The following is a 23,482-nucleotide window of genomic DNA, read 5'->3' as shown; positions in this document are numbered from 1 at the left end:
CCCACAGGTACCCCCATGCGCCAGATCATCCTGGATACCGAGACTACCGGCATCGACCCTCGTGACGGCCATCGCCTGATCGAGATCGGCGCCGTGGAGATGGTCAATCGCCGGCTGACCGGCAACACCTATCATCAGTTCATCAATCCGCAGCGCAGCATCGACGCCGAGGCGGTAGGGGTGCACGGCATCACCGACGAGCGGGTCGCCGACGAGCCGCTGTTCGGGCAAGTCGCCGATGAGTTCTGGGCCTTCATCGAGGGCGCGGAGCTGGTGATCCATAATGCGCCTTTCGATGTGGGCTTCATCGACCATGAACTGGGCATGCTCAACCAGGCCCGCGGCGAACCGCGCCTGGGCCCGGTGGCCGAGCATTGCCGTATCCTCGATACCCTGCGGCTGGCGCGGGACAAGCACCCCGGCCAGCGCAACAGCCTCGATGCGTTGTGCAAGCGTTACGAGATCGCCAACGGTCATCGTGTGCTGCACGGCGCCTTGCTGGATGCCGAGATCCTGGCCGACGTCTACCTGGCGATGACCGGCGGCCAGACCGCGCTGTCGCTGGATGCCGGCGCCAGCGCCGGCCAAGAGGATGCGGCCGGTGACGGACTGAACGTGCGCCGCGTGGCGCTCACGCCGGGCACGCTCAAGGTGCAGGCGCCGGACGACGCCGAGTGGCAGGCCCATCGCGACAAGCTCTCGACCGTGCGCGAGGCGGGCGGTGAATGCCGCTGGGATACGCTGGAGGGTTGGCCGGGTCGGGAGGCGCCCTGATGCTGCGTCGCGAATTGCCCTACGAGGAGGGCTCGGGGCGGGTGATTCGTCTGGCCGCCGGCCGGATCGCGCCGGGGCCGGAGGGCGGCCCGTTGCAGACGCCTCAGGCCTGGACGTCGGCCATGCAGCCGTTGTGCTGGTGGCATGACATGCCGGTGGCGCTGTCGGTCGAGGACACCCCCGGGGATGACTGGCTCGAGGGTCGGGAGTGGCTGGCGCGGCTACCGGAGTCCTGGTTCGCGCTGGTCTCCACGGCGCTGCAGGTAGGCGCCTGGCTGCGTCATCACCGCTTCTGCGGCAGTTGCGGGGCCCCGGCCTCGCGGCTCGACCATGAGTTTGCCATGCGCTGCGGGCACTGTGGCCATCGTAACTATCCGCGTATCTCGCCGTGCATCATCACCCTGGTGACCCACGGCGAATCCCTGTTGCTGGCGCGCAATTCGCGTTTCCCGCCGAGGCGCTACTCGACCCTGGCCGGTTTCATCGAGCCGGGCGAATCCGCCGAGCAGGCGGTGCATCGTGAGGTCTTCGAGGAGGTGGGCGTGACGGTAGGGCGGCTGCGTTACTTCCAGAGCCAGGCCTGGCCCTTCCCGCATTCGCTGATGCTTGGCTATTTCGCCGAGGCGGCCAGTCGACGCATTCGTATCGATGGCCACGAGATCAGCGATGCCGCCTGGTTCTCGCCGCGACAACTGCCCCAGCTGCCGCCGGCTTATTCGATCTCGCGAGCGCTGATCGATACCCATCTCGCCGAGGTCGGCGCGCGCCCCTGACGGGCGGCGTAGCGTGGTGTCGCCTGCCTGCCGGCGGCGCCACGGAGCCTTCAGCCGTAGGGGAACAGCTTGCCGAGTTCGGTGGCCAGCATGACGTTGCCGGTGGCCTTGAGCTTGCCGCTCATGAAGGCATTCATGCCACTGATCTCACCGTTCATCACGCCCTTGAGGGTCGCGGTGCTCAGGCGCAGGCTGATCGACGGCTCCTCATGGACGCCTTCCTGGACGTCCAACGTGGCGTCGCGCACCACCAGGTGGTAATCGCCGGCGTCGCTGAAGTGGAACTGGAAGACCTCATCCATGCCGCGGGCGGCCTCGGGGTCGAAGCGAGCATGGAGCTTGTCGAGGGTATTGTCGGACATGGCGGCCTCCGCGGCGGTGATGGTTCGAGCCGCGAGATTAGGGAAAAGCGGCGATGCCATCAAGTCGGCCGGCTTGTCGCGGCGCCTGACGCCTTGCAGGATGAAAGACGAGAGTGAGAAGCCCCTACCCCCGAAGGAGAGACACGCGGTGAACGAATGGCTGACGGATTTCGGCATGTTCCTGGCCCAGCTGGTGGCGATCATCGTCATCGTGACCCTGGGCGTGCTGGTGGTGTTGCGGGCGCGCGGCGGCGAGCACGAGGGCGTCCGCCTGAAGCTCGAGGAGCTCAATGGTGGCCGCCGGCGGCGTCGCCGACGGCTGCAGCTGGCGGCCAGCGAGCCTGGTGCACGCAAGCGGCTGCAGAAGGCCTTCCGACGCGATGACAAGACGCGCGGCAAGCGCCAGCCCGATGCTGGCGAGGCCGCCGCGACGGTCTGGGTGCTGGATTTCCAGGGTGACCTGAAGGCCAGCGCCACCGGGCGTTTCGCCGAGGAGATCTCGGCGGTGCTGGATGTGGCCGGTGAGCAGGACGAAGTCGTGGTGCGCCTGGAGTCGCCCGGCGGGCTGGTGCATGCCTACGGACATGCCGCCGCCGAGCTCGATCGCCTGCGCCAGGCGGGGCTTTACACCACGGTCTGCGTCGACCAGGTGGCGGCCAGTGGCGGTTACCTGATGGCCTGCTGCGCCGATCGACTGAGGGTGGCGCCCTTCGCGGTGCTGGGGTCGATCGGGGTGGTCGCGCAGGTCCCGAACCTGCATCGACTGCTCAAGCGCCACGACATCGATGTGGAGGTGCTGACGGCGGGACGCTACAAGCGAACCCTGACGATGCTCGGCGAGAATACCGCCGAGGGGCGAGAGAAGTTTCAGGAGGACTTGGAGACCGTGCACGGCCTGTTCAAGCACTATGTGGCCGAGCGTCGTCCGACGCTGGACATCGAGGCGGTGGCCACCGGCGAGAGCTGGTATGGCCAGCAGGCGCTGTCGCGGGGGCTGGCCGATGAGCTGGGCACCAGCGAGGCGTTGCTCGTCGAGCGCATGAAGGAGGCTCGGGTGGTGGCGTTGCGTCTGGAACGCCGCCAGCCGCTCATCGCGCGGCTGGGGCTGGCGGTCTCCCATGGTGTGGAGCGTGGCGTCGAGCGGGTCGTCGAACGCCTCGAGGCGGGCGGCTGGCAGAAACGCTGAATGATTCAGCCGCCGGGGCCCTTCAGGCTGGCGAGTGCCGCCAGCAGGATTCGCGCTCGTTCGCCGTTGAGCGAATAGTAGATGGTCTGGGATGCCCGGCGTGTCTTCACCAGCTCCTCGCGCCTCAGGATGGCCAGGTGTTGAGAGAGCGCGGACTGGCTCAGCGCCAGCTGGTGATTGAGTTCGGTGACCGACAGCTCCTGCTCGTCGAGCAGGCACAGGATCCGTAGCCGGTTATCGTTGGCCATTGCCTTGAGCAGGGCGCTGGCCTGGTCGATAGCGAGGTTTCCCCCCTGCATCAGGCACGCTGCCTGGCTTTGTGAAGTCTTCATGATGCATCACCCTCTCGTGGCGTCGGCACGGCTGGTGGTCGTTCCTTGCCATGGCAAGCCCATGTTCCCTGGCGGGGCGTCATCGTGGCGATGGCTCGGTGCCGCCCGTCTTTTCTGAATCAGTCATGACTCAATAATAGTTCAGTGTGGGCATCGCCATGGTGCGGTGCCGATTTTCTGTGTCGCTTGTCGACCATGTCTCCCGGTGGCACGTCCATTTGTCGAAGTTCCGCCCTTCGAATGAGGCCCTCGGCATGGGGCTGTTCTAGTGTGTCAACCAGCATGGCGACATCCACTGAACAGGCAGGCCCCATGTCCACCTATCGAAGCGACTACCGACATTCCATCGCACATCCCGAGGCATTCTGGGCGGCCCAGGCGTGGCGCCTGCCCTGGATCACCGCGCCACGCCGGATTCTTGCGTATGACGATCAGGGACACGCTCGCTGGTACGTGGATGGCGAGCTCAATCTTTGCCATGCGGCCCTCGATCATCATATCGAGCAGGGTCGTGGCGATCAGGACGCCCTGTTGTGGGATTCGCCGGTCAGCGGGGGCAAGCAGCGGTTCAGCTATGCCCAGTTGCGTGATCGCGTGGCGCGCTTCGCCGGGGCGCTACGCGATCTCGGGGTCGAGAAGGGCGACCGGGTGATCATCTACCTGCCGATGGTGCCTGAGGCGCCTATCGCGATGCTGGCCTGCGCCCGCCTGGGGGCGGTGCACTCGGTGGTCTTCGGCGGCTTCGCGCCGCGCGAACTGGCGGCGCGCATCGACGACGCCGAACCCCGGGTCGTGATCGCGGCGTCCTGCGGGATCGAGGTCGATCGGGTGCTGCCCTATCAGCCCATCGTGCAGGCGGCCCTCGAGCAGAGTGCTCACCGGCCCGAGGCCTGCGTGATATGGCAGCGCGAGCCGTGTCGCGCAGAGCTCGGTGTAGGCGATCATGATTGGGCGGCGCTGGAAGCCGCTGCCGCGCCGGCCGAGTGTGTACCGGTCAAGGCCACCGATCCCCTCTATGTGCTCCACACCTCCGGCACCACCGGCAAGCCCAAGGGCGTGGTACGCGATACCGGTGGCTATGGCGTGGCGCTGCATTATTCGATGGAGGCGATCTACGACATGGCACCGGGCGAGGTGTTCTTCTCGGCCTCGGACGTGGGCTGGGTCGTCGGGCATTCCTATATCGTCTACGGACCGCTGTTGCGGGGCTGTACCACGCTGGTCTACGAGGGCAAGCCGGTGCGTACGCCGGATGCCGGCGCCTTCTGGCGGTTGATCGCCGAGTACCGGGTCAAGGCCTTCTTCGCCGCGCCCACCGCCTTCCGTGCCCTCAAGAAGGAGGACCCGGAGGGCGCGCATCGGCACGAACATGACATCTCCTCGCTGAAGGCGCTGTTCCTGGCCGGGGAGCGGCTCGACCCGCCGACCTTCCACTGGCTGCAGGGGATGCTGGACGTGCCGGTGGTCGACCACTGGTGGCAGACCGAGACCGGCTGGCCGATCGCCGCCAATCCGCTGGGACTGGAGCCGATGCCGGCCAAGGCGGGGTCGGCGACCGTGCCGGTGCCGGGTTTCGATGTGCATGTCCTCGATCGTCAGGGACAGGAAGCGCCGCCCCTGGAGCAGGGCAGCGTGATGATCGCCCAGCCGTTGCCACCGGGATGCCTGACCGGTATCTGGCGCGATCCCGAGCGCTTCCAGGCCGCCTACATGAGGGCCCGGCCTGGCTATTACCTGACCGGTGACGCGGGTTATCTGGACCACGACGGCTACCTGTTCGTCATGGGGCGCAGCGATGATGTCATCAACGTCGCCGGTCACCGCTTGTCGACCGGCGAGATGGAGGAAGTGGTGGGCGGTCATCCGGCGGTGGCCGAGTGCACGGTGATCGGCATCCACGATGCCCTGAAGGGTCAGGTGCCGGTCGGGCTGGTGATTCCCAAGGACGGTTTCGACGGCGACGAGGTGACGCTGGAGCGCGAGCTGGTCGAGCGGGTGCGCGAGGCCATCGGACCGGTGGCCTGCCTGAAGCAGGTGCTGGTGGTGGAGCGTCTGCCCAAGACCCGTTCCGGCAAGATCCTGCGCAAGCTGCTGCGCGATATCGCCGACGGCGCGGCGTTCGGGGTGCCCTCGACCATCGACGATCCCGCCAGCCTCGTCGACGTGCAAGAGGCCATGGCGGCCCGTGCGCTGGGTCACGCCGATCAGGCACGACAACAGTAGGGCGGTTCCCGGGATGGAGTTGGCCGCGGGCGGGCGGGCGCGTATAATCCGCGACCGTTCGCCGGTGCGCCGGCACGCCATTCGATGAGGGTTCCCTCACCCCTCCTGCCCAAAAAGGTGTCTGATGTTCACGCTTTCCGCCGCCCAGACTCGCCGCTGCCTGATGTGGCTGGTCGCCTTCCATATCGCCGTCATCACGGCCAGCAATTATCTGGTCCAGCTGCCCTTCAGCCTGTTCGGGATGCATACCACCTGGGGGGCCTTCAGCTTCCCCTTCATCTTCCTGGCGACCGACCTGACCGTGCGGTTGTTCGGCAAGGAACCGGCACGCGCCATCATCCTGCGGGTGATGTTCCCGGCGCTGGTGATCTCCTATGTCGTCTCGGTGGTGTTCCCGCGGGGGGGCTTCGCCGGCCTCGAGGCGTTGGGAGAATGGAACCTGTTCGTGACGCGTATCGCGCTGGCCAGCTTCATGGCCTATGTGCTCGGCCAGTTACTCGACGTCACCGTCTTCGATCGCCTGCGCCGGCTCAAGGCCTGGTGGGTGGCGCCGGCGATGTCGACCCTGTTCGGCAACCTGGCCGATACCTTCGCCTTCTTCTCGATTGCCTTCCACCGTGGGCCCGATGCCTTCATGGCCAGTCATTGGCCGGAGATCGCCTGGGTGGATTATGCCATCAAGCTGGGCATCAGCCTGGCCTTCTTCCTGCCGCTCTATGGCGTGCTGCTGGGCTGGCTGACACGCCGGCTGGTCACCCTGACCGGAGAGCATGACCTGGCCCCGGAGCAGGCCCGTTAAACCGACAAGGAGCTCACGATGACCCTCGCTCTCCATCATCTCGACACCGGCGGCGATGGTACGCCGCTGGTGGTGATCCATGGCCTGCTGGGCAGCGCCGACAACTGGCGCTCGCACATCAAGCAGTGGCAGGAACGGCGGCGGGTGATCGGGCTGGACCTACGCAACCACGGTCGCTCACCGCATGCGCCCGGCATGGCCTACGCCGATATGGCGCGGGATGTGCTCGCGCTGCTGGACCGGCTGGAGGTGCCCCGAGCCCATGTGCTGGGCCACTCCATGGGCGGCAAGGTGGCGATGACCCTGGCGCGTCTGGCACCAGAGCGGCTGGCTTCGCTGATCGTTGTGGATGTCGCCCCCCAGGCCTACGGGCACGGGCATGACGACGAGCTCGGGGCCTTGAGGCGCGTCCGTGAGGCGCGCCCGGCCGGGCGTCGCGAGGCCGATGCGCTGATGGCCGAGAGGATCGACAACCGCACCACGCGGCTGTTCCTGGCCACCAACCTGGTGCGCGACGAAGGAGCGATGACGGTGCGTGTCGGCCTGGACGAGATCCGCGATGGTTATGCGGCGATCAGCGGAGCGCCGGATGGCGAAGGCAGCTTCGCGGGGCCGACGCTGGTGGTGCGCGGCGGTCGTTCGCCTTACGTGACCGATGCCATGCTGTCGGGGCTGCACGAGGTGCTACCGCAGGCCGAGCTGGCGACCCTGGATGCCGGCCACTGGCTGCATGCCGAGCGGCCGGAGGAGTTCCAGGGCGTGGTCAATGATTTCCTGGCGCGCCAGGCCGACTGAACGGTTCAGCGATTGGGGTCGATGGCGAGACGCTCGACCGGGGTGGGCGCCTTAACCAGGTGCCGGTCGACCAGGAAACGCTCGAAGTCGGCGTAGCGCTGGGCGTGCAGGGCCGCCGGTGCCAGGCTCAGGCGCGTCATGGCATCGGGCCAGGCCGCGCGATTGGTCGGGGTGTCGAGCGTCGGCTCGGCCTGGACCAGTAGCTCCCAGCTCGCCTCGGGGTGCTCGACGATCCAGGCCGTGGCGTCCTCCAGGGCCTCCACCAGCCGCGCGATGGCCTCGCGCTGGGTGGTGAGATGGTCGCGGTTGGCCACCAGGATCAGGCCGTCATAGCGGGGCACGCCCATGGCCTCGGTGGTGTAGGTGCGTGTCGAGATGCCGTCGTCGGCCAGGGCGCGCGGCAGCAGGTAGCGCACGGCGCCGATCACGCCATCCACGCGCCCTTCGCGCATGGCCTGCTCGAGCCGGAAGTGTAGATCGGGGCTGTCCAGGGCATCGCGGTCCAGGGCCTGGTGATGCAGTAGCCCGGCCAGCAGCACGGCCTCGGCGTCCAGGTCGACGTGACCGATGCGTCGCCCCGCCAGGTCATCGAGGCCAATGTCGTCGTCGACCACCAGCGAGGCGAGCGGCAGCCCGACCAGCGTGGCCACGCGCACCAGCGGTTCTCCCTGGTCGACCCTCAGGTGCAGCAGCGGTTGGCGCGTCAAGGCCAGATCGATCCGCGAGGCCGCCAGCAGTTTAGTAGGCACATCGGGGTCGGCGGGGGTGCGCAGCTCCACGTCCAGGCCGCGTTCGGCGAACAGCTTCCGTTCACGAGCCACGAACAGCGCCGCATGGCGGGGGCTCGGATACCAGTCGAGCATCAGCGAGAGCCGGGTGACCGGCGGCGGCGCGATGGGCTCGACGGGCCCCACGGCCACGGCCGGGGCCGTAGGGCGCGTCGGTGTATCCACGGATGGCCCGCCGCGGCGGCCCTCGAAGGCCTCCAGCGCATCCTCGCCCGGTGCGGCGGTCGGCGTGAGGACCAGGTCGGGGACCATGACCTGGGTGCCGAGCGGTGGATAGTCCGCCTCGGGGGGCGCCGGGTCGGCTTGCCCGGCCAGGGACCACAGCGGCAGGCCGATGGCCAGGGTCAGCGTGGTCCAGGCGGGCGAGCGGACCCGGCGATGGAAGGGTGACAGCATGTCGGCGGCTCCAGCGATGCCCGGGGCGATGCGGCCCGGGCAAGGGGAAAGACGTGGCTAGTCTATCGACCCCGGGTCCCACATGACCAGCGTGGCGGTCAACGTGGCGCGGATTGTCGCGGGTGTTGACTCACCATGAGATACTGGAACGACTTTTCTGGGGCAGGATGCCATGGATACGATCAATACCCTCTTTCTGCTCAGTGGCTTTCTGATCGCGCTGAGCGTGCTGGCCAGCCGCCTTTCCACGCTGGTAGGCGTTCCGCTGCTGCTGCTCTTCCTGGGGCTTGGCATGCTGGCGGGCGAAGAGGGTGTGCTCGGCATCGTGTTCGACGACTATTCGTTGGCCTTCCTCATCGGCCACCTGGCGCTGGCGATGATCCTGCTCGACGGCGGCCTGCGCACCCGTCTGAAGACTTTTCGGGTCGGTTTCAAGCCGGCCTTGTCGCTGGCCACCCTGGGTGTGTTCGTGACCAGCGCCATGGTCGGGGTGATCGCCATGTGGGTATTCGGGCTGAGCCTGGTCCAGGGCCTGCTGGTAGGTGCCATCGTCGGCTCCACGGATGCGGCGGCGGTATTCTCGATGCTCGGCGGGCGTGGTATCAATCTCAACGAGCGGGTCGGGGCGTCCCTGGAGATCGAGTCGGGCACCAACGACCCCATGGCGATCTTCTTGACGCTGATGCTGGTAGAAGTACTGGTCGGAGACATCGGAGGCTGGCTCGAGACCGCGTTGTTCTTCCTCCAGCAATTCGGCATCGGCATCGCGCTGGGGCTAGGGGCCGGCTGGTTGATCGCCCGCTTGATCGCCTGGCTCGATCTGGCGCCGGGGCTTTATTCGTTGCTGGCGCTGGCGCTCGGTTTCTGCGTCTTCGGGCTGACCAGTGCCCTGGGAGGCAGCGGTTTCCTGGCCATCTATCTGACCGGCCTGATGATCGGCAACCGGCCGGGGCGGCACCTCAACTTCATCCTGCCGGTCCACGATGGTCTGGCCTGGCTCAGCCAGATCGGCTTGTTCCTGGTGCTGGGGCTGCTGGTGAATCCCAGTGAGATGATGGTCTATGCACTGCCGGCCGCGGTAGTCGCCCTGGCGCTGATCTTCGTCGCGCGTCCGCTGGCGGTGGTGGTCGCCATCAAGCCCTTCTTCCGCTTCCGCTGGCGCGAGGTGGGGTTCATCGCCTGGGTCGGGCTGCGTGGCGCGGTACCGATCGTGCTGGCGATCTTCCCGGTCATCGGCGGGGTCGAGAATTCCGCGCTCTACTTCAATGTGGCCTTCGCGGTGGTGCTGCTCTCGTTGTTGATCCAGGGGGGCTCCCTGCCGTGGATGGCGCGCCGGTTGAAGGTCCAGCTACCGCCGAGCGTGACACCCAAGCGGCGTGGCCCGCTGGGCATTCAGCACGACAACGACTATGAGATGTTCACCTATCGAGTGGAGAGCACCGACCTCGAGAATGTGCCACTACGGCTGCTGCGCTTCCCCTCCGGGGCGATGATCGCGTCGTTGTTCCGCGACGAGGTGATGCTGCATCCCAAGGGGGGCACCCAGTTACAGCGCGGCGACGTGCTGTGTGTGATCGGCCGCAGCGACGATCTTCCGGCGCTCAACCGGTTGTTCAATGGCGATGCCACCCTCAAGCGGGAGCGTGCCTTCTTCGGCGCCTTCAACTTCAATGGCGATGCCCCGCTGGGTGATATTGCCGATGCCTATGGCCTCACGTTGAGCCCCGGTGAGGAGGAGATGACGCTTGCCGACTTCATCTCGTTGCGCGTCGGTGGCCACCCGGTGGTGGGCGACGACGTCGATTGGCACGGCATTCACTGGGTGGTCAATGAGATGGATGGCAACCGGGTGACGCGGGTAGGTCTGCGGCTCTACTGAAGCCATGCCAGGCATATCGCCGATGGGCCGTCGGCTATCGAGATGCGATGCTCGGTGCACCACGACAAAGACACCGTCCAGGCTCGAGGTCGGGTGTGGATCGCCGCTCAGGGATCCCTTACGATCGTACGTGTGGGGCCTTGGGTGAGGGTGTCATAATGACCGTCGGGGTCGCATGACCACGATGATGCGAAGTGATTAACACAAGGAGCATTCCGATGGACTTGATCCGCATACTGTTCGCGATTCTTCTACCCCCGGTAGGGGTCTTTCTTCAGGTCGGCTTAGGCCTGCATTTCTGGATCAATATCCTGCTGACCCTACTGGGCTATATTCCCGGGATCATCCATGCGGTATGGATCATCGCCAAGCGATGATCCGTTAAGGCCGGGGCGGCACTGGCCGCCCCGCATCGCGGATTGACTCGTTTCCTGCCTTCCTGCCTCTCTCGCCCGCATTCTCTCGTCTCGCGACCGACGCATCGTCTCCGATGGGATGAACCCGCCGTAGAGCACCATGCGTATCATGCCCGGATCGACATCCTCGGATGACAGCATCAGGCATCGACAATGGCCGTTATCGCGTTGTTGATACCGATGAAGCCGTGTATCGTTAGTATCACTAAATAAGCATTAATTGATACTAGCGAGGCGTGAAAGGGCAAGCGCCCCCCCTCGCCGGGAGACAGTCGCATGGGAAGGACCTTCGCCTATTGCCGCATCGGCGCCGTGGAATCGGCGCTCGATGCTCAGGTCGGGATCATCGAGGCCGCCGGCTACTCGATCGAGCCTTATCGGGTGGTCAGCGAGGCCGTGCAGGGCGCGCTCCCGGCGATGCAGCGCCCGGCCTTTCGCAGCATGGTCGAGCACAAGCTCGAGCCCGGCGACACCCTGGTCGTGCTGACGCTGGACCGGTTGGGCGGTGACAACATCGACCTGCGGCGTAGCATCGCGCACCTCGCCGAGGGTGGCATACGGGTGGTCTCGCTGGACGTGCCGATGCATGACCTGACGAGCCACGAGGGGCAGGGGATCTTCCGGGTGTTCGAGGCCTTCGCCGAGTTCGAGCGTAAGCGAATCGGCGAGCGGACACGGGAAGGCCTTGAACGAGCTCGGCGTCGGGGCAGCAAGCTCGGGCGCCCCGTCGCCACGGACACCACCGACAGGGTGCAGAGGCTCAAGGCGCAGGGCGTCAGCCAGTCACAGGCGGCGGCGCGTTCCGGGCTGAGCATCGCGACCATCAAGCGCCATTGGAACAAGCGCCCCGTCGGCGCCGAGTGAAGCCCGTGAACGCGGCGGTAACACATTGATCGCATGAAACTCTTGACCTAATCAGGAAAGTTGGTAATATGCATCGCCGTGAGCCGGAGGGATGGCAGAGCGGTTGAATGCACCGGTCTTGAAAACCGGCGAAGGTGAGAGCCTTCCCAGGGTTCGAATCCCTGTCCCTCCGCCACCAAACAAAGATAAGCCGCTGATTTCAGCGGCTTTTTTTATGTCTAAATTCTATCAGCCCATACTCTAGCCCATACTTTGTACCTGGCTCCTACAAGATGTAGTTGGACTAGCACGGACAATTTCTCCTGTTAGGTCTCCGGCTCATCACTGCCACCCGAGCTTACGGTTCTGTGCCACGAACTGCGCACTGAGTATCCTTGGTAGGGTTTCACCCGTGCCGAATTGGGTGGTGTAAAGGGTAAGATGTCTCAGGAAGGCAGCATTTAGCCTATGGTGGCAAGGGCCGGGAACCAGTCCACCAGCATGCTGGAGAGCCTGGTTAGCGTCCCTGAGACGATCAGAAGCCCCATCAGAATCAGGATCACGCCTGCGATCGGACGGGCATAGGCACTCCACTTGCCCAGACTGCCCCGATAGCGGCTGAACTTGTTGAGCAGCAGTGTGCTGGCCAGGAAGGGTAGGGCCAATCCCATCGAGTACGTCGCAAGATAGAGCATGCCGGCCTGGGCATTGGCGGTGGTCGAGGTGGCCATCAGGATGGCGCCCAGGATCGGGCCGATGCAGGGCGTCCAGCCGATGGCGAAGGAAACGCCGAAGAAGGTTGCTGCCATGGGGGAGCCCCCTCGCAACTCGGGCGACCACTGAAAGCTGCGCTGTAGGGCGGGCAGTCGGAACACGCCGGTCATGAACAGGCCGAGCACGATGACAATGCTGCCGGTGATCCAGTTGAGCTCCTGACGATAGCCGCGCAGAAGCTGGCCGATGCTGGTCACACCCAGGCCCATCAGGATGAAGACCACGCTGAATCCGAAGACGAAGAAGGTGCTCAGCAGCAACGCCTCGAAGCGCCGATCCGCCTTGCCGGCACTGCCGCCGGTGACTACCGACAGATAGGCGGGCAGCAGTGGCAGGGTGCAGGGCGAGAAAAACGACAGCAGCCCGCCGACGAGGGCGCCGATCAGTCCAATGGACGAGAGCGTTTCCACGAGTCACTTTCCTTCAGTGCGACGTAGCAAATGGGATCACCATCAGTACCGCTCCACCGATACCCGCATTGACGATGATGGCGCGCTGTGGCCTCAGCAAGATACACGCTTACAGGTCTCTGGCGCGATTGGCCTGTTGGGAAAGTCGCATCGCCTCGTGTTCCTCCATCTTCAGCAGCTGCTGGATCAAGGTGCGTGCCTCGGGGATCTCGGCGCGGCCTTCTAGATATTGATACAGCTCGACGACCTGATCATGGAAGGCGAATACCTCACGACAGATCTCATCAAAACTCATGTTGGCGTAGGGCAGGTCACACTCCTGATGGGGCGAGATGGGCGGATGGGGCAAGTAGTCATAGACCCAGGTATGCAGGGCCTTGGGATCGGCCTGCTGCTCGAAGCTCGCCACGGTACTTTCCAGGTTCGCTTCATGAGTGGCAAGGTACTCAAGCAGCGCTTTGGCCCGGGGTTCATCTTGCTGTACAGAGCAGTGCTGCAGGCACTTGGCCAGGAAGCCATGGAGCTCCCGGGTCCAGTCGATGAGATCCTGAAAGGTTTCGACTTGCATGTTGACGCCCTCTTGTGTTATAGGATGCTTGGTCGGCGATAGGCCTGCACCAAAGCGGTGGTTCTCGCAGGATACCCTTGCCGGATGCCTTGGCCCATGACTCGCATCAAGTACGGCTGGCGCAGGGTGTGAATGACCTCGATCTATCCATTGGCCCCTGTAGGGCCGCGACTCATCGGGCTGGGCGACGGCCATAGAGCCCCTTGAACACCATCTCGAAGACGCTGTCGCGACTCGTGCCGGCAAGCGTCAGCGTCGAGGTGATCGCCTCGCTCATCAAGGTCTCCCATTGCCGATAGGGATTGTTGCTATCGACCGGCGTTGGCATGGTCTCCACTATCTCGGCCAGCCACTTCACGCTGCCCATCCAGGGCGCGAACCGCTCCGAGAATATCAGCCGGCTGGTCCGCGCCGGATGCAGTTGACGCAGTGCCTCGGCGGACCAAGGTGTAACGAACAATCGTACCCAGGGCCCGACGAAGGTCTCGTAGAGGGCCACATTGTGCGTGGAAAGTGCTTTTACCTGCTCGAACGCCGGTTCCTGCTCGGGGTAGTCCAGCTCCTCCACGCGGCGCTCCTCGAAGTGCACCTGAAACTGCGGCTTGTGGCAGTCGGGATCGCCGGTGGGGTTGTCGATCTTCATCTCGTAGAGCCCCGGCGCGAGGTCATTCAGCTCGCCGACGCTCTCGAGGATCGCCCGGTGCTCCAGCCGTGCGACCTTGGCGGAAACGAAGATCCCCAGATGGCCGACATGCGGATTGAGCAGATAGATGATGCGCTGGCCAGCGGCCTTGAGTGCCTGGTGGGGCGGGGTGATGTTGTCGCCGCTGGAGGCGAAGATCACCAGCGGGTTGCGGATGTGCTTGAGGTCGACGGTACACCCCGGGCAGATCTGCAGTTCACCACGCTCGAGCTTGTTGCCGATGAACAGGTTTTCGACGATGGCGGTGATCTCCTCCTTGCTTAGCGTATAGAAACCCGCCCACCAGCGCTCGAACGCCAGGAACCGCTCGCGCTGGCCGTCGATGTCGGCAAACAGCTGGTAGTCTTTCTGCCACAAGGTATTCGCCGGCTTGAGGCTCTCGAAGTTGGCGGCCAGATGGGCGCCGTCGAAGCGCCCGTCTCCTAGGTCTGCTATCAGGTGGGTCAGCCAGGCCCCTCCCAGCAGCCCGCCGGCCAGGCGCATGGGATTGACCCCGGATTCGCCGGACCAGTAGGACAACGGCGAGCCGTTGAGAACTGCCGGCCCGACCAGGCCCTCACAGTCTGCGGAGAGCAGGACGATGGCCCAGACCGCCTGGCAGTTGCCGTAGAGCACCGGCGGCTTGCCGGGGTGACGCTCCCCCAGGGTCTCGACGAAGCGTCGCAGGACATGCTGCACATCCTCCAGAGTCTGCCCGGCAACGGGCTCGGGGAAGAAGATCACGAAGTAGACCGGGTGCCCCAAGTGGAGCGCCATGCCCACCTCGGAGTCGCGCTTGAAGCCACCGATGCCGGGCCCATGACCCGCGCGGGGATCGATGATCATGACCGGCGGCTTGCTCTCGTCGAGACAGTCCTCCAGGCAGTCGTCGCCGACCCGGGTGATGCGCAGCAGGGCATAGTTGGCAGGCCGCGCCAGTTGCCGACCATCGAGGATCATCTCGTAGTCGAAGTCGAGCAGTGGCGGCTTACCCGCCTGCTCATGTTCGAGCATTTTATCGGCGCGCTCACGCAGGGTATCCAGGTAGCGCAGACCGCGCCGCCACAGGTCGCCCTGATAGGCGAGCAGTTCCGTTGCTGCGTTGCTTGGGACAGTAACCTCATCTGGACCGGGTGCGGCCATCTGCTCGGGCAGCTCTTGTGATGCTGCCGGTTGGCGCTTGCGCTTGGCCCGGCGGACCGTTGGTGCCTTGTCTGTCGCTGTGTTGGCGGTCATGGTGACTTGCCTCTCGGTATTAGGCTGTCATTGATTGGGGGTCGACGCCGATCTTGACTCGAGCCTCGGACAGGAAACGGTAAGGCGGAACCTCCAGATTGATCGGTGTTGGTTCCGTCGTGAATGTCGCCCCTATGCAACCTCCTACCTTCGACGCGCCGATGAGAAAGCGTCGTTGTTTCATGATCGCCTCCTGGAATCGAGAGCCGTCACCACTCTGAGGGCGGCACGCAGAGATGCTCGATGAGACACCTCTTACTGTCTTTTTTTAGTGTAGAGGGCGAAGCTGAAACCAGGCTGAGTCCAGTTAGCTAGGCCTAATCGTGCGGTGTTCGATCACTTGCTTTGGCACCCGCCGCCCCTGACTGCACTGACTCACAGATAAGCCTCGACAGGCCGCGCGGTCACAGGCCGCTTACGGTGACCGCAGAAGAATGGGTGCCTCCGATCGCTAGATAGGGACGGGAGAGTGATACTCGCCGGGAGTCGAAGATCAGCATTCAGCATCGATTCAGCTTGGCGGGATACGCTTTCTAGGGATAAGAATCGCATCGCAGTACGTGACATCTCGTTCTGCTTGCCTCTTGGGTTGCCCATAGGCCTCAGACTGGCATCGAGCTCGCTGGCGTCCAGCGGTGAGGCGTTGATGATAAAGGAGAAGGGCGATGAACGAACTGGTGTATTTCATGCTCTGGGCAGGACTCATCTTCCTGATGATGCGCTTCGGCTGCGGTGCTCACGTGATGGGGCATGGCCGTGACAAGGGCAAGCATGGCGAGGTGGCGTCAGAGAGCCGGGCGGCCTCCGAAGGCCCGCGCTGGATTCCGCCAGCCGAAGACGTGGATCCTGTCTGCGGCAAGACCGTTAGCACCGAGAAGGCCAAGCCGAGCGTCCACGACGGTTCCGTCTATTACTTCTGTTCGCGTGACTGTCGGGAACGCTTCGAGGCAGCGCCCGAGCAATATGTCAGCCCGGATACCGAAAGTCGGCCAGCCCAACTGGAGAACCAAGATGCCTGACGTCGATCCAGCTCCGATGGCCAAGCCCAGGTCGCGTCATGGCACGCCCTTGCCGGGTCAAGCCGCGCCGCGGATTCCCGTGATCGCACTGGGGATGAGCCTGGGGCTATTTCTGGCAGTGACCTTCATCCTATGTGTCGGCTTCGACTTGCTGTTTCCCGACCAGGCGATGTACGAAAGCTGGTTGCGATTCCTGCCTGGCTTCACCTGGTTGAGTTGGCCAAGTTTTTTCCTGGGCCTGGCTGAAAGCTTCGGCTACGGCTGGTACGTGGCCCTGGTCTTCGGCCCGCTCTACAACTTCTTTGTCACACGCCTCCACCGGCACAGCGGAGCCTAGGCTATGAACGAATCCATCAATCATACCGGGGCCTGGGGCCTCGCGCTGATCGTCATCGTCTTGGTGTCCTGGTTCTTCTATCGCTATTTCGCACCGAAGAACTGGCGCGAATGGGCCGGTGCCGGCGCGGTGCAGGCCTTCATCATCGCGCTCTACGCCGAGATGTATGGCTTTCCACTCACTATCTATCTGCTGGTGCGTTTCTTCGGCCTGGATAGCGAGTATGTTAGCGCCAGTCTCTGGTCGACGCTGGTGGGGCTGGGAGAAACCGGCATGCTTGTCTCCATGCTGCTCGGTTATGGACTGGCGTTTACCGGTATCGGGATCTTTATCCAAGGCTGGCGGCAAGTCTACAAGGCACGGCGCGAGGACCGCCTGGTTACCGGAGGACTGTATGCCCTCGTACGGCATCCGCAATACACGGGTTTGTTCATCGCCTTGTTCGGTGAGGGGGTGGTGCATTGGCCAACGCTATTCTCGGTTGGTTTGTTTCCGTTGATCGTAATCACCTATGCCTGGCTGGCCCATCGCGAGGAACAGCAGATGCTGGCCCATTTCGGTGACGCCTATCGCGCCTATCAGCGGAGGGTGCCGATGTTCATTCCTCGCTGGGGGCAGTGGCGAACGCTAGCCGATGGATCACGTATTTCTCATGATGAGCAGGCAGGGCGGCACTAAGAGCTCTTGCCAGAATCCCGGAGTGGCGGCCACTTAAGGCCGAAATGCCATGATCCAGGCCGAACGTTGACCGAAGTCGAGAGCTGCATGCGTTCGCCTCTTCAGCTTGACCCTTGGGCAACACACAGGTCTTAGCCTGACATCAGAGTGCCTCATGACGAAAGGAGATCCGACCATGTGGGGCGATATGATGGGGTATATGGGCAACGATGGCTGGGGGCATGTGCTCTTCGGCGGGTTCATGATGGTGCTGTTCTGGGGCGCCGTTATCGCCTTGGCCGTTTTCTTGGTACGTCGCCTGAGCCGGGGGCGGGGCGACGCCATGGACCCGCCGCGGCCAACGGCACTGGACCTTCTTCAAGAACGCTATGCCCGGGGAGAGATCGACCGTGAGGAATACGAGCAACGCAGGAACGATCTGCGTCATTGATGGATCTGCATGAGCACCATGGCGACAAATCGATCACGGAACAGGCGATCCTGAGATTCCATCTGCCAATGAAGGCGACGGAGACGATTCCATGAAACAAGATCAGCACGACCATTGTCACGGGCATGCATCGCATGATGTATCAGCACGAGGCAGTGGCGAGACGGACCACGTCTCTGCCGGCTGCCAGGGAGACCACCAGAGTGTCGACCAGTACATCTGTCCGATGCACCCGGAGGTGGTGGCCAACCAGCCGGGTGACTGCCCGAAATGCGGCATGCACCTCGTGCCCGTGGTAAGCGATGACCCAAAGGCCCTCGCCGGCCATGACGATACTGTCCACGACCAGTGTCACGAGCACGAGGCGGACCATAATGCCAACCATGAGGCTAGTACGCCGGTGCGTGGCGGCAAGTACGACAAGGTGCCGGCCGGGCATGCCGGCGCCGTCTACACTTGCCCGATGCACCCCGAGGTGCGCCAGACCGCCCCCGGCGCTTGCCCGTTGTGCGGCATGGGGCTGGAGCTGGAATCGTCGGCGGTCGGCGATGAGGGGCCGAATCCCGAGCTGATCGACTTCACCCGGCGCTTCTGGGTCGCGGCCATCTTCACGGTCCCGTTGCTGGTGCTGACGATGTCTCCCTTCCTGGGCCTCACGGCGATCCGCGACGTTTTCGGCGAGCGCACCACGCTGTGGATCGAATTCGTCCTGGCGACGCCGGTGATCCTGTGGTCGGGCTGGCCGTTCTTCGTCCGCGGTGTCAACTCTTTTCGGACGATGAATCTTAACATGTTCAGCCTGATCGCCATGGGAGTCGGCTCGGCCTATCTGTTCAGCATCGTCGCGCTGCTGGCGCCGGGCATCTTTCCCGAGGGCTTTCGCGACGAGAGCGGCAATGTCGGCGTCTATTTCGAGGCCGCTGCGGTGATCGTCGCGCTGGTCCTGCTGGGTCAGGTGATGGAGTTGCGCGCCCGTGAAGGCACCGGCAAAGCGATTCGCGCGCTGCTGGACATGGCTGCCAAGACCGCGCGGGTGATCCGGCCCGATGGCAGCGAAGAAGAGGTCGCGCTGGATGACGTGCAGGTGGGTGATCACCTGCGGGTGCGGCCGGGTGACAAGGTGCCGGTGGACGGCGTGGTGGTCGAAGGCCGCTCCTCGATCGACGAGTCGATGATCACGGGCGAGCCGGTGCCTGTGGAAAAGGTCGACGGCGACAAGGTCACCGGGGCCACGATCAATGGCACCGGCAGTCTGGTCATGGAAGCCACCCGTGTCGGCGCCGATACCATGCTCAGCCAGATCGTCGAGATGGTGGCAAATGCCCAGCGCTCCCGCGCGCCGATCCAGAAGTTCGCCGACAAGGTGGCGGGCACGTTCGTCCCTGCGGTGATCGGCGTCGCCATTCTCTCCTTCATCGCCTGGGCGATCTGGGGGCCGGCGCCGGCGCTGTCCTATGCGCTGGTCTCGGCGGTGGCGGTACTGATCATCGCCTGTCCCTGTGCGCTGGGCTTGGCCACGCCGATGTCGATCATGACGGCCACCGGGCGCGGCGCCCAGCTGGGAGTGCTGATCAAGAATGCCGAGGCGTTGGAGCGTTTTGCCAAGGTCGATACGTTGATGGTCGACAAGACCGGCACCCTGACCGAGGGCAAACCGAAGCTGGTGGCGGTGTTGCCGGAAGAGGGGCATGACGAGGCCGAGGTGCTACGCCTGGCGGCCAGTCTGGAGCGCGGCTCCGAACACCCGCTGGCCGAGGCGATTGTAGGCGGCGCCGAGGAACGTGGGGTGACACTCGCCGATGCCAGCGATTTCGAGGCCGTGACCGGCATGGGCGTCAAGGGTGTGGTCGACGGCAAGCCGGTGGCGCTGGGTAATGCCAAGCTGATGGCCGAACTGGGCCTCGACGGCGGCAAGCTGTCGGACACCGCCAATGACCGCCGTGACCAGGGCGAGACGGTGATGTTCGTCGTACTCGACGGCGCCATCGCGGGTCTGGTCAGTGTCGCCGACCCGGTGAAGGAGACAACGCCCGAGGCACTGAAGGCGCTGCACCAACTGGGCTTCCGCATCATCATGGCGACGGGCGACAACGAGCGGACGGCGAAAGCGGTGGCTGGGCGACTGGGCATCGACGAGATCCGCGCTGATGTGATGCCTGAAGACAAGGCCCGCATCATCCGTGAACTGCAGGAACAAGGCCGCAAGGTGGCGATGGCGGGCGACGGGGTCAATGATGCCCCCGCCCTGGCTCAGGCCGATGTCGGCATCGCCATGGGCACCGGCGCCGACGTGGCGATCGAAAGCGCAAGCTTCACCCTGGTCAAGGGCAATCTCGACGGCATCGTGCGGGCCCGCAAGTTGTCGCTGGCCACGATGCGCAACATCAAGCAGAACCTGTTCTTCGCGCTGATCTACAACGGGGCCGGCGTGCCTGTCGCGGCCGGGGTCCTGTTTCCGTTCCTCGGTATCCTTATCTCGCCGATGTTCGCCGCCTTTGCGATGAGCGCGTCGTCCTTGTCGGTGGTCACGAATTCGCTGCGGCTGCGTCGGGTGAAGATCTGACCATGGTCGAGGACAAGCGCTAGGACTTCTTCTCGGGACCCAACAACTAAGTGCTGTGTGGGCATCGCCCCTATGGGGCCTACGTCCCGCGGCGTATCCAGCAAAGAGGTGCCAGCATGGAACGCAAATCAACGAAGCAATGGCTCAACGCAATCGTGGCAGGGGTCATGCTGGGCGCATCGATGGCCGCGATGGCAGCCGGTAGTCGCGCCTTCGTGCCGATGGGCTCGGCAGATGCCATTGGCGTCATTGACCTGGAGAGCTACCAGGTGATGCCCTCCATTCCGAATACCCTCAATACGCACGGTTCTGCACTAACGCCGGACGGTCGCTACCTGATCGCCGGCAGCCTCACACCACGCGATACGAAGGAAAACGTCAGCCCCCCGGAGGGCGTGACGGAAGACGAACATGCGGCCCATCACGGTGGCGGAGAAAAGTCAGCGGCCAATCAGCAGAACACCGGCGTGCTGTATATGATGGATACGACCACCAATGCCATTGTGCGAAAGCTGGAAGTTCCCGGCCCGGTTCATCATGTGCTGGTGACGGCCGATGGTCGCTATGCCGTCTCGACTCATCCCATGGGGGGCAGCATCAGCGTCGTGTCGCTGGATTCCGGAAAGCATATCGAGACGGTGGCAACGGGTCCGAATCCGAACTACGTCGTCGAAAGCGAAGACGGTCAGTCGCTGCTGGTCAGCAACGCGGGTAACGGGACGGTCAGCGAAATCGACACTCAGCACTGGTTCGTTGAGCGAAACCTGCGTGTCGGCGGCAGCCCGGAGCATATGGTGCTCTCACGCGACAATCAGCGGCTCTATGTCAATGATGACTCGGCCGGACGCGTCGTCGTGATCGATCTGCCTGCCGGCAGCGTGACGGGCGAATATGAGGTCGGCGATGCCCCCCATGGTGTCGGTCTGAGCCCAGATGGGCAAATCCTCTACGCGACCAGCCAGGGCGATGATCGGTTAGTCCGGATTACGCTCGACGACGGGACTCGGCAGAGTATCACCCTGTCCACGGCCCCTTACCATCTGGCGGTGGTACCGGATGATGGCCGGCTGCTTGTCACCAGTCGTGAGGAAAGCAAGCTCTGGGTGCTCGACCCGGCTTCTCTCGAGGTTCTATACACCATTTCGCTCGATGGAATAGGTCACCAGATCTCACTGGACACGCGATAGAATTATTTCTTCTTACGATCGAGAAGGATTCATGGCAGCTAGCGCACATCAGGGGGGCATGGCCAGGCCGGTTATATGCCATCGATTGGGTGTGGCATGAATCGTCGCATGGCTGACTGGCATCTACTGCGTGATCGAGAAGGGGATCGGCCTGTACTAGATCGGCACGGGAACCAAGCATCGATGAGACGCAAGGTGAACTGCTAGGAGAAAGATAATGGAGCCAATGGATAGAACGCCACAATATAAAAAAGATAGCCTGTCTCTGGTCGGCGCGATTGCTTTAGGGACCGGGGTCATGATTGGAGCTGGCATATTTGCCTTGACAGGACAGATGGCCGAGATGACGGGAGCGCTTTTCCCTCTTGCCTTCTTGTCATCGGCACTAATCGTCTCCTTCAGTGCCTACTCCTATGTGAAGATGTCTAATGCCTATCCTTCGGCAGGTGGGATCGGCATGTATCTGCAGAAAGCTTATGGATCGACGCTACCTACCGCTTTTCATGCGCTCTTGATGTATTTCTCCATGGTGATCGCTCAGAGTTTCCTGGCGAGAACCTTCGGGTCCTACACACTTGAACTCTTCGATCTAGGAGATAGGTCTCTGTATGTGCCTCTACTGGGTGTGGCGCTGCTTATTTCTGCATTCTTAATCAACCTCACCGCCAACAAGTTGATCCAGGGCGTTGCATCAGTAATCGGGTTCATAAAAATTGGTGGGATTCTATTGTTTGGCGTCGTCGGTGTCATATTCGCCGACTCCGTCGGTATGGAAACCTCGGCATCGGCTCCTGAGGGGTCTTTTACAGGCTTTCTGGGTGCGACTGCGTTGGGTATTCTGGCCTTCAAGGGGTTCACGACGATTACCAACAGTGGCTCAGAGATAAAAGATCCCCATCGCAATGTCGGCAGGGCGATCATGATATCGATCGGTTTTTGCGTCGTTATCTATGCGTTGGTGGGGTTTGCAGTAGCGAGTAACTTGTCCCTGACGGAAATCATCGAAACTAAAGACTATTCACTTGCGGCTGCTGCGCGGCCGGCTTTTGGAGAGGCCGCCGTTTGGTTTACCGTCATTCTTGCCATGCTGGCCACCGCGGGTGGCATCATTGCCAGTATATTTGCAGTCTCACGCATGTTGGCAATGCTGACGGAAATGGAACTGGTGCCGCATCGTCACTTTCATATGCCAGGAAGTATCCAGAAGCATACCCTGGTCTATACCGTCGTGCTTGGTTTGGTTCTGACGGCATTTTTTGACCTTAGCCGTATCGCCGCACTTGGTATCATCTTTTACTTGATCATGGATATCGCTATTCATTGGGGGGTGTTGCGTCATCTTCGCAAGGAAGTCGGTGCCAACCCAATCGTGCTGGTTATTGCGATACTGCTGGATGTCGTCGTGCTGGCAGGCTTCCTTTGGGTAAAAGCGACGACAGATCCCCTGGTGCTGATAGTAGCATCGGTTGTCATGGCGGCTATCTTGGTTGGCGAACGTCTCTTTCTGTCTCGTAAAGAATCATCAAATCACAGCGACAACATGCATTCCCACTGATTTCAGAGGAGCAGGATCATGGAGGTAAAAACGTTTGGTGATCTGGTCGACTGGACACGCCAGCTTCATGAGAATCTGGCACGCTGTCTTTCTCATTGTGCCGATCATAATGAAGAAGAGCGTGCCAGGATGCTGCTTACTTATCTGGCGGATCATGAGAATGAGATGGAATTTGTTGTCAGAGAGTTCAAGCGTCGAGCCGCCCCCAAAGCATTGAATACCTATATATATGATCATCTGGAACACAAGCCCGATCCGTACGCATCGAACCTGTGATGCACCCTATGCTGCGCTGGGTTTCAATGAGATCTGCCGGGAAATCTTCGATTTCCATGATCAGGTGACGGACCTTTATCGCAACCTCATAGGTAAGGCAGAAATTCCTGAAGCAAAGGAATTACTCGAATCCCTTCTTGAGCTGGAGCAACACGAAGCAATGCGCCTTGTTCGTCAGACGGGGAGGATGGATGATCTGTG

The 23,482-nt window shown here is 63.0% G+C and carries 24 protein-coding genes and 1 tRNA gene; 18 read left to right on the top strand and 7 right to left on the bottom strand.

Annotation, left to right across the window (positions count from 1 at the left end):
* Positions 1 to 15 precede the first annotated feature (15 nt).
* Together dnaQ and nudC are read left to right on the top strand one after the other, a co-directional pair.
* Positions 16 to 774 carry a DNA polymerase III subunit epsilon gene (gene dnaQ, locus ETC07_RS01500; protein ID WP_136246739.1) on the top strand — a complete coding sequence of 253 codons (759 nt, stop codon included), beginning with the start codon at positions 16 to 18 and terminating at the stop codon, positions 772 to 774.
* On the top strand, positions 774 to 1,547 hold the full coding sequence (gene nudC, locus ETC07_RS01495) for an NAD(+) diphosphatase (RefSeq protein WP_136246738.1): 774 nt from the start codon (positions 774 to 776) through the stop codon (positions 1,545 to 1,547). The genes dnaQ and nudC overlap by 1 nt, the downstream gene beginning before the upstream one ends.
* A gap of 50 nt (positions 1,548 to 1,597) precedes the next feature.
* On the opposite strand, the gene ETC07_RS01490 is transcribed toward nudC, so the two are convergent.
* Positions 1,598 to 1,909, bottom strand: a complete 312-nt coding sequence (locus tag ETC07_RS01490) for an SCP2 sterol-binding domain-containing protein (protein ID WP_136246737.1) — start codon at positions 1,907 to 1,909, stop codon at positions 1,598 to 1,600.
* A gap of 148 nt (positions 1,910 to 2,057) precedes the next feature.
* Between ETC07_RS01490 and sohB the strand changes: the two genes are divergently transcribed.
* Positions 2,058 to 3,095 carry a protease SohB gene (gene sohB, locus ETC07_RS01485; RefSeq protein ID WP_136246736.1) on the top strand — a complete coding sequence of 346 codons (1,038 nt, stop codon included), beginning with the start codon at positions 2,058 to 2,060 and terminating at the stop codon, positions 3,093 to 3,095.
* Positions 3,096 to 3,100: 5 nt separating this feature from the next.
* Here sohB and ETC07_RS01480 read toward each other — a convergent pair whose 3' ends face one another.
* Positions 3,101 to 3,427, bottom strand: a complete 327-nt coding sequence (locus ETC07_RS01480) for an ArsR/SmtB family transcription factor (RefSeq protein WP_136246735.1) — start codon at positions 3,425 to 3,427, stop codon at positions 3,101 to 3,103.
* Between the two features lie 312 nt (positions 3,428 to 3,739).
* On the opposite strand from ETC07_RS01480, the gene ETC07_RS01475 reads away from it, so the two are divergent.
* From ETC07_RS01475 to ETC07_RS01465, 3 genes are all read left to right on the top strand, one after another.
* Positions 3,740 to 5,650: an AMP-binding protein gene (locus ETC07_RS01475; RefSeq protein WP_136246734.1), complete on the top strand. Its 1,911-nt coding sequence runs from the start codon at positions 3,740 to 3,742 to the stop codon at positions 5,648 to 5,650.
* A 124-nt stretch (positions 5,651 to 5,774) separates the two neighbouring features.
* The gene (locus ETC07_RS01470; protein ID WP_136246733.1) at positions 5,775 to 6,449 is read left to right on the top strand and encodes a 7-cyano-7-deazaguanine/7-aminomethyl-7-deazaguanine transporter; all 675 of its coding nucleotides are present in this window, start codon (positions 5,775 to 5,777) and stop codon (positions 6,447 to 6,449) included.
* Between the two features lie 18 nt (positions 6,450 to 6,467).
* Positions 6,468 to 7,244: an alpha/beta fold hydrolase gene (locus tag ETC07_RS01465; RefSeq protein ID WP_136246732.1), complete on the top strand. Its 777-nt coding sequence runs from the start codon at positions 6,468 to 6,470 to the stop codon at positions 7,242 to 7,244.
* Positions 7,245 to 7,249: 5 nt separating this feature from the next.
* Here the strand turns inward: ETC07_RS01465 and ETC07_RS01460 are convergent, their stop codons facing one another.
* The gene (locus ETC07_RS01460; RefSeq protein WP_136246731.1) at positions 7,250 to 8,428 is read right to left on the bottom strand and encodes an ABC transporter substrate-binding protein; all 1,179 of its coding nucleotides are present in this window, start codon (positions 8,426 to 8,428) and stop codon (positions 7,250 to 7,252) included.
* A 172-nt stretch (positions 8,429 to 8,600) separates the two neighbouring features.
* Between ETC07_RS01460 and ETC07_RS01455 the strand changes: the two genes are divergently transcribed.
* The 4 genes from ETC07_RS01455 to ETC07_RS01440 all read left to right on the top strand — a co-directional run bounded on the left by ETC07_RS01455 (position 8,601) and on the right by ETC07_RS01440 (position 11,762).
* A complete protein-coding gene (locus ETC07_RS01455) occupies positions 8,601 to 10,307 on the top strand; it encodes a potassium/proton antiporter (protein WP_136246730.1) in 1,707 nt (568 codons plus the stop codon).
* Between the two features lie 218 nt (positions 10,308 to 10,525).
* Positions 10,526 to 10,684: a YqaE/Pmp3 family membrane protein gene (locus ETC07_RS01450; RefSeq protein ID WP_136246729.1), complete on the top strand. Its 159-nt coding sequence runs from the start codon at positions 10,526 to 10,528 to the stop codon at positions 10,682 to 10,684.
* 315 nt (positions 10,685 to 10,999) lie between these two features.
* A complete protein-coding gene (locus tag ETC07_RS01445; protein ID WP_136246728.1) occupies positions 11,000 to 11,587 on the top strand; it encodes a recombinase family protein in 588 nt (195 codons plus the stop codon).
* 85 nt (positions 11,588 to 11,672) lie between these two features.
* Positions 11,673 to 11,762 (top strand) — tRNA-Ser (locus tag ETC07_RS01440).
* A 265-nt stretch (positions 11,763 to 12,027) separates the two neighbouring features.
* On the opposite strand, the gene ETC07_RS01435 is transcribed toward ETC07_RS01440, so the two are convergent.
* The 4 genes from ETC07_RS01435 to ETC07_RS15605 form a co-directional block, all read right to left on the bottom strand.
* The gene (locus ETC07_RS01435; protein ID WP_112056323.1) at positions 12,028 to 12,750 is read right to left on the bottom strand and encodes a cytochrome c biogenesis CcdA family protein; all 723 of its coding nucleotides are present in this window, start codon (positions 12,748 to 12,750) and stop codon (positions 12,028 to 12,030) included.
* Positions 12,751 to 12,859: 109 nt separating this feature from the next.
* Complete coding sequence (locus ETC07_RS01430; protein ID WP_112056322.1) at positions 12,860 to 13,318, bottom strand: ATPase; 459 nt, start codon at positions 13,316 to 13,318, stop codon at positions 12,860 to 12,862.
* A 172-nt stretch (positions 13,319 to 13,490) separates the two neighbouring features.
* Positions 13,491 to 15,236 carry a DUF3141 domain-containing protein gene (locus ETC07_RS01425; protein ID WP_168709141.1) on the bottom strand — a complete coding sequence of 582 codons (1,746 nt, stop codon included), beginning with the start codon at positions 15,234 to 15,236 and terminating at the stop codon, positions 13,491 to 13,493.
* Between the two features lie 19 nt (positions 15,237 to 15,255).
* Positions 15,256 to 15,420, bottom strand: coding sequence for a hypothetical protein (locus ETC07_RS15605; RefSeq protein ID WP_168709072.1), 165 nt, complete (start codon positions 15,418 to 15,420; stop codon positions 15,256 to 15,258).
* Between the two features lie 481 nt (positions 15,421 to 15,901).
* On the opposite strand from ETC07_RS15605, the gene ETC07_RS01420 reads away from it, so the two are divergent.
* The 8 genes from ETC07_RS01420 to ETC07_RS15830 all read left to right on the top strand — a co-directional run bounded on the left by ETC07_RS01420 (position 15,902) and on the right by ETC07_RS15830 (position 23,281).
* Positions 15,902 to 16,255 (top strand): YHS domain-containing protein, encoded by a 354-nt coding sequence (locus tag ETC07_RS01420; RefSeq protein WP_112056319.1) that lies wholly within the window; start codon positions 15,902 to 15,904, stop codon positions 16,253 to 16,255.
* Complete coding sequence (locus tag ETC07_RS01415) at positions 16,248 to 16,592, top strand: DUF5676 family membrane protein (RefSeq protein ID WP_205742485.1); 345 nt, start codon at positions 16,248 to 16,250, stop codon at positions 16,590 to 16,592. The genes ETC07_RS01420 and ETC07_RS01415 overlap by 8 nt, the downstream gene beginning before the upstream one ends.
* 3 nt (positions 16,593 to 16,595) lie before the next feature.
* On the top strand, positions 16,596 to 17,270 hold the full coding sequence (locus ETC07_RS01410; protein WP_112056318.1) for a methyltransferase family protein: 675 nt from the start codon (positions 16,596 to 16,598) through the stop codon (positions 17,268 to 17,270).
* A gap of 175 nt (positions 17,271 to 17,445) precedes the next feature.
* Positions 17,446 to 17,700 (top strand): SHOCT domain-containing protein, encoded by a 255-nt coding sequence (locus tag ETC07_RS01405; protein ID WP_205742484.1) that lies wholly within the window; start codon positions 17,446 to 17,448, stop codon positions 17,698 to 17,700.
* Between the two features lie 91 nt (positions 17,701 to 17,791).
* A complete protein-coding gene (locus ETC07_RS01400) occupies positions 17,792 to 20,263 on the top strand; it encodes a copper-transporting P-type ATPase (RefSeq protein WP_175070158.1) in 2,472 nt (823 codons plus the stop codon).
* A 116-nt stretch (positions 20,264 to 20,379) separates the two neighbouring features.
* Positions 20,380 to 21,450, top strand: a complete 1,071-nt coding sequence (locus ETC07_RS01395; protein WP_112056316.1) for a YncE family protein — start codon at positions 20,380 to 20,382, stop codon at positions 21,448 to 21,450.
* Between the two features lie 226 nt (positions 21,451 to 21,676).
* Entirely contained in the window at positions 21,677 to 23,005 is a 1,329-nt protein-coding gene (locus ETC07_RS01390; RefSeq protein ID WP_240724537.1) for an APC family permease, read from the top strand.
* Between the two features lie 18 nt (positions 23,006 to 23,023).
* A complete protein-coding gene (locus tag ETC07_RS15830) occupies positions 23,024 to 23,281 on the top strand; it encodes a hypothetical protein (RefSeq protein ID WP_240724529.1) in 258 nt (85 codons plus the stop codon).
* The last annotated feature ends 201 nt before the right edge of the window (positions 23,282 to 23,482 follow it).

Origin of the sequence: Halomonas borealis (assembly GCF_004798905.1) — a bacterium.
In the GTDB taxonomy this organism is placed as follows: domain Bacteria; phylum Pseudomonadota; class Gammaproteobacteria; order Pseudomonadales; family Halomonadaceae; genus Halomonas; species Halomonas borealis.
Note: the sequence above shows the minus strand (reverse complement) of the source record. Positions and strands in the feature narration are given on the sequence as shown.

Excerpts from the sequence above, each read along its gene's own strand:
- dnaQ (WP_136246739.1), top strand. The coding sequence starts at position 16 with ATGCGCCAGATCATCCTGGATACCGAGACTACCGGCATCGACCCTCGT.
- nudC (WP_136246738.1), top strand. The coding sequence starts at position 774 with ATGCTGCGTCGCGAATTGCCCTACGAGGAGGGCTCGGGGCGGGTGATT.
- ETC07_RS01490 (WP_136246737.1), bottom strand. The coding sequence starts at position 1,909 with ATGTCCGACAATACCCTCGACAAGCTCCATGCTCGCTTCGACCCCGAG.
- ETC07_RS01480 (WP_136246735.1), bottom strand. The coding sequence starts at position 3,427 with ATGAAGACTTCACAAAGCCAGGCAGCGTGCCTGATGCAGGGGGGAAAC.
- ETC07_RS01475 (WP_136246734.1), top strand. The coding sequence starts at position 3,740 with ATGTCCACCTATCGAAGCGACTACCGACATTCCATCGCACATCCCGAG.
- ETC07_RS01470 (WP_136246733.1), top strand. The coding sequence starts at position 5,775 with ATGTTCACGCTTTCCGCCGCCCAGACTCGCCGCTGCCTGATGTGGCTG.
- ETC07_RS01465 (WP_136246732.1), top strand. The coding sequence starts at position 6,468 with ATGACCCTCGCTCTCCATCATCTCGACACCGGCGGCGATGGTACGCCG.
- ETC07_RS01460 (WP_136246731.1), bottom strand. The coding sequence starts at position 8,428 with ATGCTGTCACCCTTCCATCGCCGGGTCCGCTCGCCCGCCTGGACCACG.
- ETC07_RS01455 (WP_136246730.1), top strand. The coding sequence starts at position 8,601 with ATGGATACGATCAATACCCTCTTTCTGCTCAGTGGCTTTCTGATCGCG.
- ETC07_RS01450 (WP_136246729.1), top strand. The coding sequence starts at position 10,526 with ATGGACTTGATCCGCATACTGTTCGCGATTCTTCTACCCCCGGTAGGG.
- ETC07_RS01445 (WP_136246728.1), top strand. The coding sequence starts at position 11,000 with ATGGGAAGGACCTTCGCCTATTGCCGCATCGGCGCCGTGGAATCGGCG.
- ETC07_RS01430 (WP_112056322.1), bottom strand. The coding sequence starts at position 13,318 with ATGCAAGTCGAAACCTTTCAGGATCTCATCGACTGGACCCGGGAGCTC.
- ETC07_RS01425 (WP_168709141.1), bottom strand. The coding sequence starts at position 15,236 with ATGACCGCCAACACAGCGACAGACAAGGCACCAACGGTCCGCCGGGCC.
- ETC07_RS15605 (WP_168709072.1), bottom strand. The coding sequence starts at position 15,420 with ATGAAACAACGACGCTTTCTCATCGGCGCGTCGAAGGTAGGAGGTTGC.
- ETC07_RS01420 (WP_112056319.1), top strand. The coding sequence starts at position 15,902 with ATGAACGAACTGGTGTATTTCATGCTCTGGGCAGGACTCATCTTCCTG.
- ETC07_RS01415 (WP_205742485.1), top strand. The coding sequence starts at position 16,248 with ATGCCTGACGTCGATCCAGCTCCGATGGCCAAGCCCAGGTCGCGTCAT.
- ETC07_RS01410 (WP_112056318.1), top strand. The coding sequence starts at position 16,596 with ATGAACGAATCCATCAATCATACCGGGGCCTGGGGCCTCGCGCTGATC.
- ETC07_RS01405 (WP_205742484.1), top strand. The coding sequence starts at position 17,446 with ATGTGGGGCGATATGATGGGGTATATGGGCAACGATGGCTGGGGGCAT.
- ETC07_RS01400 (WP_175070158.1), top strand. The coding sequence starts at position 17,792 with ATGAAACAAGATCAGCACGACCATTGTCACGGGCATGCATCGCATGAT.
- ETC07_RS01395 (WP_112056316.1), top strand. The coding sequence starts at position 20,380 with ATGGAACGCAAATCAACGAAGCAATGGCTCAACGCAATCGTGGCAGGG.
- ETC07_RS01390 (WP_240724537.1), top strand. The coding sequence starts at position 21,677 with ATGGATAGAACGCCACAATATAAAAAAGATAGCCTGTCTCTGGTCGGC.
- ETC07_RS15830 (WP_240724529.1), top strand. The coding sequence starts at position 23,024 with ATGGAGGTAAAAACGTTTGGTGATCTGGTCGACTGGACACGCCAGCTT.